Source organism: Roseomonas chloroacetimidivorans (assembly GCF_049629625.1).
Classification (GTDB): Bacteria; Pseudomonadota; Alphaproteobacteria; order Acetobacterales; family Acetobacteraceae; genus Roseomonas; species Roseomonas chloroacetimidivorans.
The window spans coordinates 215,080-229,705 of record NZ_JBNBZS010000004.1 but is presented as its reverse complement, the minus strand read 5'-3'; the positions used below and the strand labels follow the sequence as shown (position 1 = coordinate 229,705).

Below are 14,626 nucleotides of genomic sequence, written 5' to 3'. Positions count from 1 at the left end.
CTTGCCGCCGGCGCGCTCAGCTCGCCGGTTGCTCTCCCAGCCGTCGCGACAGCCCCTCGAACTCGCGCCGCAATGCGTCGCCCTCGAAGGGCACGATCACCGGTGGGCGGATCGCCATGACGGCACCGAAATCGCGGTCGGTGTTACGCATCATCGCCGCAACATCGAAGGCCAGGTTCGCGGTGCGCGCCGTGTTGTCCGCAACGCCCCGCGCCGCGCGGGTCCGGTCCAGCGCCTGGGCGAGGTTGCCGCGCTGGTCCTGCAGATAGCGGCGATACAGGCCGGTCGCCTTCGTCGTCATCTCCTGGGTACGGAGATTGGCTTCGAGCGAAGCACGCAGCCCCGCATCGCGCAGCGTACGGAGCCGGTTCTGGGCGTCCTGCCGCAGGTCGCGCGTCTCGCGGTCGATCGCCTCCAGCCGGGGCAGGTAGATGTTGTCGATGCGCGAAACCATCTCGCCCTGCACTGTCTCCAGCACAGAGAGCAGCGTCGCGTGGATGCTGTAGTAGCGGCGAAGAACGCCCTCATTCTCCTGGGACTGAGTGACGGCGGCGCGCAGCTCGCCTTCCAGCTTCTCGACATTGGAATAGGCGGCCAGCAGGGCCACCACATCATCGCCATTCACGGAGACGGCCAGGTTCTCCGCCGCCTCGCGCGAGATCTGGACGCCAAGGCCGTCCAGCTTCTTCACGAAGTTAGCCGTTAATCGGTCCGCCTCAGCCCCGGCCTGCGAGGCCTGCGCCTCCAGCTCCGCAGTGTTGCCGCCGGCGATCCGGGCAGCGGCCGCCCGCTCGCGCAGCTCCGTCGCCCGCGCCCGGGCGTCCTGCATGCTCCGCAGCTCCCCCATGGCCTCGCTTCCGGCCATGGTGGCGGCCGCGGCCCGGAGCAATTCCTGAACACGGTCGCGGGCCGTGGGGTCCTGGCGGTCCGCGGGCTGGGCATCCTGCTGCGCCTCGGCCACGCGGCCCAGGGCATTAAGCGCCGCGGCCCGGTCCGGCTCCTGCGGCCGGGCCCGTTCGGCGGTGCTGCGATGGTCGGGGGCCACCCCAAGCATGGTGCCGAGCTGCCCGAACCGGGAGGCGGCCTCGCCCATGCCCCCCAGGTTCTGCACCCAGTCCGGCCGCTGATAGGCAATGAGCGCGACGAGTGCCGCGATCGGCAGGAGGAAGCGCATTTCAGAACCCCTTTGTAGGAGAGGTTCTAAAGGAGAGCGCCTTCCGCAGGCCAGAACTCAATGCAGGGGCCGGTCCCCTCCCCGCTCACCGATGCCATGCACCACCCCCACCGGATCGCGCCGCCCAATGCCGAGAAGCTGGTACAGCCCGATCGCCGCGATGGTGGCCGTGCCGATGCCGGCAATGGAGAAGCCGCCGATCGTCACGGTGAAATTGCCGGAGCCGAGGACCAGGGAGGCGCCGACCGTCAGCAGGTTCCGCGGATCGGAGAAGTCCACCCGGTTATCCACCCAGAGCCGGATCATGGCGGCCGCGATCAGCCCAAACACCACCACGGCCAGCCCACCCAGCACCGGGCCGGGAATGGTCCGCAGCAGTGCGCCGAATTTAGGCGAGAAGCCGAGCGCGATGGCCGCGATCGCCGCCACCACGAAGAGCAGGGTGGAGAAGACGCGGGTGACGGCCATGACGCCCATATTCTCGACATAGGTGGTCACGCCCGTGCCGCCACCAAAGCCGGAAACCATGGTGGCAATGCCGTCGCCCACGAAGCCGCGGCCGATATAGGGATCGAGGTTGCGACCGGTCATGGCGCCGATCGCCTTGATGTGCCCGAGATTCTCCGCGACGAGGATGAAGGCGACGGGAGCGATCAGCAGCATCGCGCCTGGCTCGAAGGTCGGGGAACGAAAGTTTGGCATGCCGATCCAGGGCGCGCTTTCCAATTCAGCGAAGGAGATGGGCGGCAGCAGGCCCATCACATTGCCCACAATCAGGTAGAGCACATAGCCACAGGCGATGCCGGCCAGGATGGAGATGCGGCGGATCGCCAGTGGCGCGTAGACAGCGATGCAGGAGGTCGCGATCAGCGTCGCCAGAGCGACAATCACATGCGCGCCTGGTCCCTCGATGCCCTTCACCGCGACAGGCGCCAGGTTCAGGCCGATGGCGGCGCCTACAGCACCTGTGACGGCCGGCGGCATCAGCCGCTCCACCCAGTTGGAGCCGGTGAACATCACCAGCACGCCAATCAGTGCATAGAGCGCACCGCAGGCGATGATGCCGCCCAGCGCCGGGCCGATATTCGGGTTGGGCCCGGAACCCGCATAGCCGGTGATCGCGACCACCACCGCGATGAAGGAGAAGGAGGAGCCGAGATAACTCGGCACGCGCCCGCCCACGAGCACGAAGAAGATGAGCGTACCGATGCCGGAGAAGAGAATGGCGAGGTTCGGGTCGAACCCCATCAGCAGCGGCCCAAGGATGGTGGAGCCCGACATGGCCACCAGGTGCTGAATGCCCAGCAACCCGGTGGTGCCCCAGGGCAGGCGCTCATCGGGTGGCACCACCGTGCCCCGCGCGAGGGGCCATCGGGGGAAGAAGGACATGGGCGCGCCCTTTGATCAAACGGCGCCGGCCACAGGCCGGCGCCAGGTTGCACTGCGGAATATCTTGCCCGCGTGCCGCCGAGGGATCGAGCCTCGCAGCCGCAAAATCCGCAGGGCTTACCGTGTACGGGTGGCGCCCAGCTGCCCGCCCACGGCCTTGATCGCGCCCTGCACCTGATCGATGAGCTGGGTCAGCGGCGGGCCGGAAAGGCCATCGGCAAGAAACCCGTTCTCGTCCGCAAATTTCTGGAACTCGGCGGAGCGTATCGCCGCGCCGAAGGCCTTGGAAACCTTCTCGCGCACCGGCGCGGGCAGCCCGGCCGGGCCAGCCAGATAGGTCATCTGCACCAGAGGTCCGTGCGGAAAGACGTCAACCCCGCGCTCGGCAAAGGTCGGCACCTCAGGCAGTTGCGGGATGCGCTTCGTCGTGAAGGTGGCCAGCGGACGCAGTGCGCCATCGCGGATCTGCGGCAGCGTCTCGTTGGGCTTCAGGATGATGGAGTCGACATGCCCGCCCATCACGTCGGTCACCGCGGCCGATCCGCCGGGATAGCCGACATAGACATATTCCGCCCCGGCCGCCTTCGCCATGCTGACAGAGAGCAGGTGCGGCACCGTGCCCTGCGTGCCCGAGGCGCCGATGCTCATGCCGCCATCCTTCTCCTTCATCGCGGAGAGGTAGGACTGGATATCCTGCCAGGGCGCCTTGGTGGAGACGAGAAGCATGAACGGGTCTTCGGTGACCCGCACGAGATTGTCGAATTGCTGGTTGCGCAGCGAAATCGTGCCAGCGGCCATCAGCGCGAGCAAGCTGCTGGAACCGAGGCCGAGCGTGTAGCCATCCGGCCGCGCATTCGCGACGCGCTGCATGCCCACCACGCTGCTACCGCCAGGGGCATTCTCCACGACGGTGCGGATGCCCTCTTTCGCCAGCAGCGGCTGCATCTGCCGCGCCAGGATGTCGGTGCCGCCGCCGGGTGCCCAGGGTACGATCAGCTGCACTTCCCGGTTCGGGTAGGAATCCTGCGCCGCGGCGCCGCGCACGCCGAGCACGGAGCCGGCCGCAAAGATGGCCGGCGCCGCGAGAAGCCCGCGGCGGTGGATGATGGTCATTCTTGTTTCCTCCTTTTTCCTGGCGGGCTCTTCGCTAGACGTAGGCGGGACCGGAAATCCCGGGATAACGGGCGATCAGCTCCTCATTCACCTCGACACCCAGGCCAGGCCCCTCATTCGGGCGCACGGTGCCGTCGGGCATGATGCGGTAGGGCGGCCTGACCAGCTCGTCGCGCAGCGGGTTGTCCACAGCGCAGTCGGCCTCGAAATAGCCGGGATTGTCGATCGCGCTCATCACATGCAGCGTCGCGGCCATGCACAGGCCCGCCGTGGAATGGCAGTGCACCGGCAGCTTGTAGGCGGAGGCCATGGCGGCGATCCGCACCGTCTCCGTCACGCCACCGGCCTTGCAGAGATCCGGCTGCAGGATAGTGATGCTGCCATCCTCGATCAGGCGGTGGAATTCGAAGCGTGTGTAGTGGTTCTCACCGGCCGCCAGCGGCACGGTGGGCGCGACCAGCTTCGCCTCCTGGTAGGAACGGTGGTCATGCGCAGGGAAGGGTTCCTCAAGCCAGCCGATGCGGGCGGCGGCAAAGGCAGGCAGCACGCGGCGCGCATCGGCCAGGCTGTAGCCGGTATTGGCATCGGTCAGGATGTCGAGATCGGGATAGGCGGCGCGCACCGCTTCCACCCGCGCGATGTCGCGGGCGGGCGTGTCGCCCACGCGCAGCTTCACGGCGCGGAAGCCCTGCTCGACAAAGCCCGCCACTTCATCCACCAGCTTCGCCGGCTCCTGATAGCCGAGCGCGATGCCGCCGGCATAGGCGACCAGCGGGCGCGAGGCGCCGCCGAGCAGCTTGTAAATCGGCCAGCCCGTGGCCTTGCCGCGGATATCCCACAGCGCTGTGTCGATGCCGCTCATGCCCATGGCGGTGGCGGCGCCCATGCCGTGGCTGCCGAGCTGGAGCTTGTAGATTTTCGCCCAGATGCCGACGGCATCCGTGGCCTCCATGCCCACCACCAACTCGCGCAACGTGGTGTTCACCAACGTGGCGATGGCCAGATGGGCGCGCCCGTGATGGCTTTCGCCCCAGCCAGTAATGCCTTCATCGGTGGTGACCTTCACCACCACCGTGTCGCGCTTCACCTGCCGCCCGATGCCAAGCGTGACCTGCCGCTCCGGCGGCAGGGGGACAGTGACCGGAAAGGCCTCGACGCCGGTGATCTTCACGTGCCCGCTTCCTCCTGGGATAGGTTGTCGTCTTGCCCCGAGAATACGTATTCTCTGGGATGGGTCAACCGGAACCGGGTCCATTGGGGCCCTTTGAGGGAAGCTCTTGTCCTTGGTCACCGCCCGGGAGGTCGCCCGCCGCGCGGGCGTGTCGCAGCCCACCGTGTCCCGCGTCGTCGCCGGGCACCCCAGCGTCGGGCCGGAGATCCGGGAACGCGTGCTCGCCGCCATGCGCGAGACCGGTTACCGCCCGAACGCGGCCGCGCGCGCCATGCGCACGGGCAGCAGCGGCAATATCGGCGTCGTCACTGCACGCCTGCACAACCCGATGTATCCGGAACTGCTGCAGCTCCTGGGGCGGGAACTGCGCGCGGCCGGTCTGCGCATGATGGTCTGGAACGCCGACGAGACCGAAGGCGAGTTCGCGCTCGACGCAGCCCGGCAGGGCATGGTGGACGGGATGATCTTCACCTCGGCCAACACGGATTCCACCCATCTCAGCGAGGCCCTGGCAGGGCGCCTGCCCGTGGTGCTGATCAACCGCATCGTGGAAGGCTGGCCAACGGACCAGATCGCCAGCGACAACCGCGCCGGCGGGGCGCTGGTGGCCGCTTACTTCCTGAAGGGCGGACGAAAACGCCCTGCCCTGCTCAGCGGCCCCCTGCAACCCAGCACGATCCGGGATCGCGAGGCCGGCTTCCTAGCCGCAATGGAGGCGGCCGGGATGGGCGCGTTGCCGACCGCCCGGGTGGAGCGCTTCACCTATGAGGAAGCTTTCGACGCGCTGACACATCTCCTGGCGGAGGGTGTGTCGCCCGATGCGGTATTCTGCGCGAATGACCTGCTCGGCCTCGGTGGGCTGGACGCGCTGCGCGAGGCAGGGCGGCGCGTGCCGGATGATGCCTGGGTGGTCGGCTATGACGACATTCCGATGGCGGCCTGGCGCGCCTTCAGCCTGACCACGGTGCGCCAGCCCTTCGATGAAATGGTGCGCCGCGCCGTCGCGCTGCTGCGGCGGCGGATCGCCGGGGATGCCGCCGCCCCGGAATTCCACTGCCTGCCTGCCGAGCTCGTGCTGCGCGGATCGAGCGGCCGCGTGGCCTAGGGCACAATACCCGGCAGAACCGGCATCGCGCAGGAGGGCAGCCCGCGCGGCCCGCGCCGCGCAGGCTGCCGGACCGCTACTCCACGCGGAACCCGCCTTCCTCGATCAGCGGCTTCCACCGGGCGACCTCGCGCGTCACATGGTCCGCGAAATCCTTCGGGCTGCCGCCGACCATGCGCCCGGCCTGCGACCGGAAAACGGCTTCCTTCACCTCCGGCAAGGCGGCGATCCGGTTGAAGACACCGTTGACGCGATCCGTCAGGACCGGATCCATTCCGGCCGGCGCCATGATCCCGTGCCAGACCGCCAGATCGAAGCCCGGCAGCACCTTGGCCACGGGTGGCACCCCTGGCAGGGCCGGTGTCTCCTCCGCCGTGCTGACGGCAATGGCCTTTGCCTGACCGCCGCGGATCATCTGCAACGCGGAGGAGACCGTGGGGAAGCCGAACTGCGCGTCACCCCGCACCAGCGCCGTCACCATCTCCGCACCGGAGCGATAGGGCACATGCACCATCTCCAGCCCGGCCTGCTTCAGCAGCAGCGCCATGAAGAGATGGCTGCCATTTCCCGTGCCGGCCGAGGAATAAGTGAAGCTGCCCGGCTTCGCCTTTGCCTGCGCGATCAGGTCCGGCAGGTCCTTCACCGTCACTGAGGGATGCGCGATCACCACCCCAGGCAGGTTCACCAGATGCACGATGGGCGTGAAAGACGTGACCGGATCATAGGAAAGGTTCGGGTTCAGCAGCTTGCCGATGGCGTTGGAACCGACATCAGCCATCATCAGCGTGTAGCCATCCGGCTTTTCGCGCGAGACATAGGCGCCAGCGACCGTGCCGCCCGCGCCGGAGCGGTTTTCCACCACCAGCGTCTGGCCGCCCGTGAAATCGGCAAAACGCTGCGCCACGGTGCGGGACAGCGTGTCGATCGCGCCGCCCGCGCCAAAGGGCACGATCAGCCGCACGGGCCGGTCGGGCCAGGAGGATGCCGCCTGCCCCCGCGCCAGCCCCGGCACTGCCAGCCCCGCCATGAGCGCACCGATCCCGCGCCGGGACAGCTTTGGCTGCTCCATGCGTTCCTCCTCCTGTGTGCCGCCTCTTCCGTGCGGCCTTTCCCTGGACATGGCGCCGCCCAGCGCCGCTGGCGCCCGCATCCCGAGTGTAGCCGGGCCGATCCCCGGATTTCGAGAAGTTATCGCCCTGGCTGCGCGCTGGGTGGGTGACCCTTGACCCTGCCTCGGCCAGGCATGATGCAGCTCATTGGCTTCCTGGCTCTATCAGGAATGACCTCACCAGCAGTTCTGCACCTCAAAAGCGGTGCGGGGCGATAAAAGGAGGAACACAGGAATGGCTCATCCCGCCCTGAAAGCCGCGCTGGACGCCGGCCAGTTTGTCGTGGCGCCGGGCATCTTCGATATGATCTCCGCCCGCGTTGCAGACCGGATGGGCTTCACCGCCCTCTACGCCACAGGTTACGGCACGGTGGCCTCGCATCTCGGCGTACCGGATGCAGGGATCGCGACCTATACGGACATGGTCTCCCGCATGGCGCGCTTTGCCCAGAGCAGCAGGACGCCCGTGATTGCTGACGCGGATACCGGCTATGGCGGGCTGCTGAACGTCCGCCACACCGTGCAGGGCTATGAGGCCGGCGGCGTCACGGCGATCCAGCTGGAGGACCAGGAGGTTCCGAAGAAGTGCGGCCACACCCCGGGCCGTCGCGTGATCCCGGCCGAGGAAATGGCGCTGAAGATCGAGGTGGCCGCCGAGGCGCGACGCGACCCCAACTTCCTCATCATCGCGCGCACTGATGCACGCACCGGCCTCGGGCTGGACGAGGCGATCCGGCGCGGGAAGCTTTACCGCCAGGCCGGGGCCGACATCATCTTCATTGAGAGCCCGGAAAGCGAGGACGAGATGAAGCGCATCGGCCAGGAGATCGATGCGCCGTTGCTCGCGAACAATGTCGAGGGTGGCCGCACGCCCATCCTGCCGGCCGAGACGCTGAAGGCAATCGGCTTCAACATCGCGATCTTCCCCGCCATCGGCTTTCTCGCCACCACCGCCGCGCTGGAGCACGCCTATGGCCATCTGCGCCAGCATGGCGACAGCAACGCGCTGGAAACCTACGCCTTCAGCCGGATGAACGAGCTGATGGGCTTTCCGGAAGTCTGGGAATTCGAGAAGCGCTGGACGCGCGAACCGGGCTGATTCCGTCTTTCTCTGCCTGGCCGCCGTGTCAAAGGCGCGAAGCCGGCAGGCCTGCCCGGCGCCAGAATACGAGCGCAAGATCCGGGGCGCGGCCGCGCGCCCCGGCGTCTATGGCAAAGGCCGACTGGGGAGGCCGAAATGACGAAGGTGCACGATGCCGCACCGCCTAGGATGGGCGGCCGCGAATGGGCGATGCTGCTGGCCCTGGCCATCCTTTGGGGCGGCTCCTTCTTCTTCAACGGCGTTGCGGTGCGCGAACTGCCTTCCGTGACGCTGGTCTGGTTGCGCCTGGGCGTCGCCGCCATGGCGCTTCTTTTGGTGCTGCGCCTTCTCGGCCAAGCCCTGCCGCGGGAGCGACGGATCTGGGCCGCCTTCCTCGGCATGGGGCTGCTCAACAACGCCATCCCCTTCGTGCTGATTGTCTGGGGGCAGCACCGGATCGCCAGCGGCCTTGCCGCGATCCTCAATGCCACGACACCGCTGTTCGGCGTGCTCGTCGCGCATGCCCTGACCCCGGATGAGAAGCTCACGCTGCCCAAAGTGGCAGGTGTGGTCCTCGGCCTGTTCGGCGTCGCGGTGATGATCGGGCCGGGCGTTCTGGAAGGTCTCGGCCACGATCTGCCCGCCCAGCTCGCCTGCCTCGGGGCAGCACTCTCCTATGCCTTCGCCGGCATCTATGGGCGCCGGTTTCGGCGCATGGGCGTGGCGCCCCTGACCACCGCGGCGGGCCAGGTCTGCGCCTCGGCGCTCCTGCTGCTGCCCGTCATGCTTCTGGTGGACCAGCCCTGGACCCTCCCGCCGCCAGGCACCGCAAGCTGGGCCGCTGTTCTGGGGGTGGGGCTGCTCTCCACCGCCCTGGCCTACTGGCTGTATTTCCGCATCCTGGCGACGGCGGGCGCGACGAATCTGCTTCTGGTCACCTTCCTGATCCCGGCCACAGCCATCCTGCTTGGTGCCTTGGTGCTGGACGAAAAGCTACACGCGCAGCACCTGATGGGCATGGCACTGATCGGCGGGGGGCTGGCCTTCATCGATGGCCGCTTGCCCCGCCACCTTCGCCGGCCCCGGCCCGCGAAGGTGGGCTGAAGCCAGGGCCTGTTACGATCCGAGCCTGGGGCAGCGGGGGGGCGTGCCGGAACCCGTTTTATCTGGCGAACCACAGGCATAGACCCGCGTGAACGGAGGGGGCCGCGCTGAGATCATGAGTGCCCAGGCAGCCCGCTTCACATCACGTGGTTCCGGCGAGCGGTATGGAATCTTGCCTCATGCAAGATCCCGTTAGCTGGCAAGAGTGTGCTTTCCTGGGGCAGGAACTCGGCCTGACAGCCTTCCATTTTCTGATTACAAGCTAGGCCGCCGCAGCAACCCGCCCACCGGAGCGGGTCTTCCCGGTCATGGTAAGGACGACGCGTGGCCGAAAAACGAGAAGAGTCGGTCAACCCCGATGGGGATCCCCCGCGGATCTCGACCGGCAGCGAGGGTCTCGACAACATCCTGGGCGGCGGCTTCGATGCGGACCGCCTCTACCTTTGCGAGGGGCGGCCCGGCACCGGCAAGACGACCCTTGCACTCCAGTTCCTCCGTGAAGGGGCCCGCAGGGGCGAGACCACGCTTTACATATCCCTGTCGGAGACGGAACGGGAGTTGCGGCTCGTCGCCAGACGGCACGGCTGGTCCCTGGACGGCATTGCGGTGTTCGAACTCGTGCCCCCGGAAGCGAGTCTCGACCCTAGCCGGGAGCTGACGGTCTTCCACCCGGCTGAGATGGAGCTCAGCGAGACGACGCAGCTGGTTTTTGATCGCGTGGTGGAGCTGAACCCGTCGCGGATCGTCTTCGATAGCCTGTCCGAGATGCGGCTCCTGGCACAGAGCTCATTGCGGTACCGCCGCCAGATCCTGGCGCTGAAGCACTTTTTCACCAGCCGTGCCTGTACGGTCCTGATGCTGGACGACATGTCGTCGCAGAGCGACGATCTCCAGCTGCACTCGATCGCGCATGGCGTGGTTCACCTGGAACAGATCGCGGTCGACTATGGCGGCGAGCGCCGGCGCCTTCGGGTCGTCAAAATGCGTGGCATGCCATTCCGGGGAGGCTTCCACGACTTCACGATCAAGACAGGCGGGCTCGAAATCTACCCTCGGCTCGTCGCGGCCGAGCACCACCGGCCCTACCCTGGCGGCATCCTCTCCAGCGGCCATGCCGGCCTCGACGCTATCGTCGGTGGCGGCCTGGAGCGAGGCACCAGCGCGCTTCTGCTCGGCGCAGCTGGTGTCGGCAAATCCTCGCTGGCACTGACTTATGCCTTAGCCGCCGCGGATCGCGGCGAGCACGCCGTTATCTACGCTTTCGACGAAGGCACGGGCACCATCCTCGCCCGCGCGGCCTCGCTCGGATTGCAGCTTGAGTCAGCGCTGACTTCCGGGCTCATCCGGATTCAGCAGGTAGATCCGGCCGAGCTTTCGCCGGGCGAGTTCGCCAATCTGGTCCGGAATGCCGTGGAGGTGGACCGCGCGCGAGTTGTCGTGCTCGACAGCCTCAATGGCTATCTCAACGCCATGCCGGACGAGCGCTTCCTGATCCTGCAGATGCACGAGCTGCTGAGCTATCTGAACCAGCTGGGCGTGCTCACCATCCTCGTCCTGGCACAGCACGGCATGGTCGGGCCGATGCAGACCCCGCTCGACATCAGTTATTTGAGCGATGCGGTTCTCGTGCTCCGCTACTTCGAATTCGGCGGCACAGTGCGGCGAGCGCTTTCCGTGGTGAAGAAGCGCAGCGGCAGCCATGAGCAGACCATCCGTGAGTTCCGGCTCAGCTCGCAAGGGCTGGCGATCGGGCCGCCGCTCAAGGACTTCAGCGGCGTCTTCACAGGGACACCCCAGTATAACGGCACCGGCTCCCCTCTCCTGGCGGACGATGAACCCGACAGCCGCTGAACCCCAGCGGCCCATGGTGCTCGTGCTCGCCCCGACGGGGCGGGACGGCCTGGCCTCGGCGGAGGTGCTGCGCCGAGCAAGTCTGTCGGCGCGGGTCTGCGCCAATCTTGCGGAGCTGGTCGAGGGACTTGCAGCCGAACCCGACGCCGTGTTCATCGCCGAGGAGGCATTGCACAACCAGCCGATCGAAGGCCTGACGGCCTGGGTCGAAAAGCAGCCGCCCTGGTCGGACATGCCCTTCGTCATGCTGACAAGCCACCGGGAGCACCCCATGGTCGTCGCGGGGCGCGGGCGGCTGGTGGCGGCGCTCAGGAACGTGTCTCTCCTTGAGCGGCCGGTTCAGGCCATCACCCTGACGAGCGCCATTCACGCGGCCGTGCGGGCGCGGCGGCGGCAATACGAGGTTCGCGAACATCTGGCCGAGCGGAACCGGGCGGCGCGGGAGCTGGAAGACCTGGTCGCCGCGCGAACCAGTGAGTTGGAGGCCGCAAATCGTGAGCTACGCGCACAGATTGCCGAGCGCGCCAGGGTGGAGGATTCGCTGCGCCACGCGCAGAAACTCGAAGCCATTGGACAGCTCACGGGCGGGGTGGCGCACGACTTCAACAATCTGCTGATGGTTATCTCCGGCGGGCTCGACATGCTCGACCGCCAGACCGACCCCGCCCGGCGCCGGCGCCTCATTGAGGGTATGCGGCAGGCCGCCGGACGCGGCGCGACGCTGACGCGGCAGTTGCTCGCCTTCTCGCGCCGCCAGGCACTCCGGCCTGAGCCCATCGACCTTTGCGGGCACGTCAGTGGCATGCGGGATCTGCTCGACCGCAGCTTGCGCGGCGATGTCCATGTCACCCTTGATCTCGCAGCCGATCTCTGGCCCGTCGCAGTGGATCCTGGCGAGCTCGAGCTGGCCGTGCTGAACCTCGCGGTGAACGCCCGGGACGCCTTGCCGGCGGGGGGCACCATCACCATCCGGGGAGAGAACCTCCCCGATCTGGAGGATGGCGATCTCCGAGGCGACTTCGTGCGCCTCTCCGTCATCGACACCGGGACAGGCATGCCACCTGATGTGGCCTCGCGCGCATTCGACCCATTCTTCACGACCAAGGATATTGGGAAGGGATCGGGCCTGGGCCTCGCCCAGGTCTACGGCTTCACCAAGCAGTCCGGCGGGGCCGTCCGCATCGACACGGCCGACGGGCACGGCACGACCGTCTCCTTGCTCCTGCCACGGTCCAACGTGGCGCCCGCCATGGCGGAGCAAGCCCATGCCGAGCATGCGGTCGGGGGATCTCCGGACCTGGTGGTCGGCCATGTGTTGCTGGTCGAGGACGACGATGAGGTCGCGGCACTGGTCACCGAAATGCTCACCCAACTCGGCCTGGAGGCGACGCGGGCATCAAGCGCAACGGCCGCTCTCGGGGCACTCTCCAATGGCCGCGCCGTCGATCTCGTCTTTTCGGATGTGATGATGCCGGGCGGCATGAGCGGCGTGGATCTTGTCCGAGAGGTGAAGCGGCGCCGCCCCGGGCTACCGATCATCCTGACGACCGCCTACCCGGAAGCGGCCAGGCGCGAAGCCGAAGCCGAAGGCGTCGCGCTGCTGCCGAAGCCATACCGCCTGGAAGAACTCGCCCTTGCGACCCGGAACGTACTTGCACGGTTACGCGAAGCCTGAGGAAGTATGGAGGCCCCGCGATAGGGCCTTCGGTGCTTGTTCAGCGCGAGCGACAAGCACCGAGTAGATACATTCCCGTCCGAGCGGCGCGTCGTGCCTCAGCGCCGGATCGGGTCCAGACCCGTTTCCGCAACCAGCGGCGCGACCTCCGGCGAGCCAAGGAAGGCGATGAGCTGCCGCGCCGCCTCGGGTTGCTGCGCCCGGCTTCCCAGCGCGGCCGAGGCGTAGGAGACCTTCTGAACCTCCTCCGGGATGCGGATCACCTCAATCCCCGGAACCGGCAGGAGCTCCGAAATCTGCTGCAGTCCCAGCGCGGCATCACCCCGCGCCACCACCGCGCCGATCCGGTCCGGAAACCAGCGGCGCGACTTCGGCAGTACCTGCTCCGCGATGCCGAGGCGCTGCACCAACTTCCCTTCGTAGAAACGGCCCGAGCCGCTGGGTGAATAGGCGATACTCGGCGCGGCCAACAGCGCCGCGCGCAGCGCCTCCACCGTGGACATGTCCGGCCGCGGCGTGCCCGCGCGCACCGCGAAGGCGACCCGCGTCTCCGCGAGGCGTGTCACGCTTGCCCGGTCCACATGCCCGGCGGCCGCGAGTGCCTCCAGCGCATCCTCCAGCGCAAGTACGACATCCGCGGGCTCCCCTCGGGCCAGGCGTTGCGGCAGCGCGTCCGGCGCGGGGCCGAAGGACGCTCCGAAAGCGCTGACCAGCCGGTGCCCGGTCCGCCGCTCGAACTCCGGCGCCAGCCGTTGATAGGCGGCCGTGAAGCTGCCGGAGGAGAGCACATGTATCTCCACCCCCGTCGCCTGCGCCACGCGCAGGACCACAGGTGCCGCCAGTCCCGCGAGCAGGATGCGGCGCGATACGATTTCCATGGCTCAGCTCAGCCAGTTCGAGGGCACGAAGCGGTACCGTTCCGCGCCATCCCGCGCGATGAAGCCATGCGCCGGGAAGGGAAAGTCGTAGCCCGTCACGCGCACCCGGTCCGCCGCCACCCGGTCCAGCATGCGCTTGCGCGTCGCGGTCGCCGGGCCCTGCGCGCGCGTCGTGGAGGAGAGCAAAGAAGGGACGGCCGCACCGGCCAGTAGGCCGCGGCGTCCGGAATGCGATGCCATGGACGTGCTCCTCTCGCCGAGCTGGTCGCGCCGGCGCGGCATCGAGGATACCGGGCCCGCCACCGCGCGAGCTATCGCTTCTTCCCCCGCAGCTATAACCCGCCCCGTATAACCGCCTCCAAAACGCGACGGGCAAGCGGCTGCGGAAGCGGGATCCCTCGCCGCGCCGGCCGGTTCCCGTCCCGATCAGTTCACGTCACGCGAATGGCATTCAGCGCCGTCATTTCCGCTTCGCTCGGAGCCTGCCAGAGTGTTTCGACAAAATCGAACATCGGCCGGGTGACTTCCAGCGCGAAGGTCTTTCCCTTCTCGCGGTTGCGCGCCTCGACCCTTGCCCAGCGTGCCTCGGCGGGCAGGTCAAGGAAGTGCAGCACCACGTCCGAGCCCGCATCCCGGGCCAGGGCAGCCAAGCGCGCCCGCTGGTCAGCGCGGGTGAAGCCAAGATCCAGGACTGCGGGCAGCCCGTGGCCCGCACACTGGATCGCCATGCGGCCGATCTGGATCTCGCAACGGCCGATCCGCTCCATCATCCAGCCGAATTCGAGGGGCTGGGGGGCATCCTTCCCAAAAAGCGTAGTCATCCATTCATCTATGGAGAAGCGCACGCCTCTGAGCCGTTCAGCCAGGCTGAGTGAATAGGTTGTCTTCCCTGCCCCGGTGGAGCCGCAGACAAGATGAAACGGGGCAGGCAAGGATGGTCCTCGGATCTCGGGAACGGGTGATCGCTGTCCGCGGTG

At 67.6% G+C, this 14,626-nt stretch carries 13 protein-coding genes; 5 read left to right on the top strand and 8 right to left on the bottom strand.

Features of this window, described 5'->3' with window-relative positions; translation table 11 throughout:
* Positions 1-16 precede the first annotated feature (16 nt).
* The 4 genes from ACO1BU_RS05015 to ACO1BU_RS05000 form a co-directional block, all read right to left on the bottom strand.
* On the bottom strand, positions 17-1,174 hold the full coding sequence (locus ACO1BU_RS05015) for a hypothetical protein (RefSeq protein ID WP_424134813.1): 1,158 nt from the start codon (positions 1,172-1,174) through the stop codon (positions 17-19).
* 57 nt (positions 1,175-1,231) lie between these two features.
* Positions 1,232-2,563 (bottom strand): solute carrier family 23 protein, encoded by a 1,332-nt coding sequence (locus ACO1BU_RS05010; RefSeq protein WP_424134812.1) that lies wholly within the window; start codon positions 2,561-2,563, stop codon positions 1,232-1,234.
* A 117-nt stretch (positions 2,564-2,680) separates the two neighbouring features.
* Positions 2,681-3,676, bottom strand: a complete 996-nt coding sequence (locus tag ACO1BU_RS05005; protein WP_424134811.1) for a Bug family tripartite tricarboxylate transporter substrate binding protein — start codon at positions 3,674-3,676, stop codon at positions 2,681-2,683.
* A 34-nt stretch (positions 3,677-3,710) separates the two neighbouring features.
* A complete protein-coding gene (locus tag ACO1BU_RS05000) occupies positions 3,711-4,847 on the bottom strand; it encodes a mandelate racemase/muconate lactonizing enzyme family protein (protein ID WP_424134810.1) in 1,137 nt (378 codons plus the stop codon).
* Positions 4,848-4,953: 106 nt separating this feature from the next.
* On the opposite strand from ACO1BU_RS05000, the gene ACO1BU_RS04995 reads away from it, so the two are divergent.
* Positions 4,954-5,952: a LacI family DNA-binding transcriptional regulator gene (locus ACO1BU_RS04995; protein ID WP_424134809.1), complete on the top strand. Its 999-nt coding sequence runs from the start codon at positions 4,954-4,956 to the stop codon at positions 5,950-5,952.
* Positions 5,953-6,028: 76 nt separating this feature from the next.
* Here ACO1BU_RS04995 and ACO1BU_RS04990 read toward each other — a convergent pair whose 3' ends face one another.
* Positions 6,029-7,021 (bottom strand): Bug family tripartite tricarboxylate transporter substrate binding protein, encoded by a 993-nt coding sequence (locus tag ACO1BU_RS04990; RefSeq protein ID WP_424134808.1) that lies wholly within the window; start codon positions 7,019-7,021, stop codon positions 6,029-6,031.
* Between the two features lie 274 nt (positions 7,022-7,295).
* Here ACO1BU_RS04990 and ACO1BU_RS04985 point away from each other — a divergent pair, with 274 nt between their 5' ends.
* The 4 genes from ACO1BU_RS04985 (at position 7,296) to ACO1BU_RS04970 (ending at position 12,771) form a co-directional block, all read left to right on the top strand.
* Positions 7,296-8,159, top strand: a complete 864-nt coding sequence (locus ACO1BU_RS04985; protein ID WP_424134807.1) for an isocitrate lyase/PEP mutase family protein — start codon at positions 7,296-7,298, stop codon at positions 8,157-8,159.
* Positions 8,160-8,297: 138 nt separating this feature from the next.
* Positions 8,298-9,245: a DMT family transporter gene (locus ACO1BU_RS04980; protein ID WP_424134806.1), complete on the top strand. Its 948-nt coding sequence runs from the start codon at positions 8,298-8,300 to the stop codon at positions 9,243-9,245.
* A gap of 324 nt (positions 9,246-9,569) precedes the next feature.
* A complete protein-coding gene (locus ACO1BU_RS04975; RefSeq protein WP_424134805.1) occupies positions 9,570-11,096 on the top strand; it encodes an ATPase domain-containing protein in 1,527 nt (508 codons plus the stop codon).
* Entirely contained in the window at positions 11,077-12,771 is a 1,695-nt protein-coding gene (locus tag ACO1BU_RS04970) for a response regulator (protein WP_424134804.1), read from the top strand. The genes ACO1BU_RS04975 and ACO1BU_RS04970 overlap by 20 nt, the downstream gene beginning before the upstream one ends.
* A 98-nt stretch (positions 12,772-12,869) precedes the next feature.
* Here the strand turns inward: ACO1BU_RS04970 and ACO1BU_RS04965 are convergent, their stop codons facing one another.
* The 3 genes from ACO1BU_RS04965 to ACO1BU_RS04955 all read right to left on the bottom strand — a co-directional run bounded on the left by ACO1BU_RS04965 (position 12,870) and on the right by ACO1BU_RS04955 (position 14,581).
* Positions 12,870-13,649, bottom strand: coding sequence for a substrate-binding domain-containing protein (locus ACO1BU_RS04965; protein ID WP_424134803.1), 780 nt, complete (start codon positions 13,647-13,649; stop codon positions 12,870-12,872).
* Between the two features lie 3 nt (positions 13,650-13,652).
* A complete protein-coding gene (locus tag ACO1BU_RS04960) occupies positions 13,653-13,889 on the bottom strand; it encodes a hypothetical protein (protein WP_424134802.1) in 237 nt (78 codons plus the stop codon).
* 191 nt (positions 13,890-14,080) lie between these two features.
* On the bottom strand, positions 14,081-14,581 hold the full coding sequence (locus tag ACO1BU_RS04955; protein ID WP_424134801.1) for a P-loop nucleotide/nucleoside kinase family protein: 501 nt from the start codon (positions 14,579-14,581) through the stop codon (positions 14,081-14,083).
* Positions 14,582-14,626: the final 45 nt, after the last annotated feature.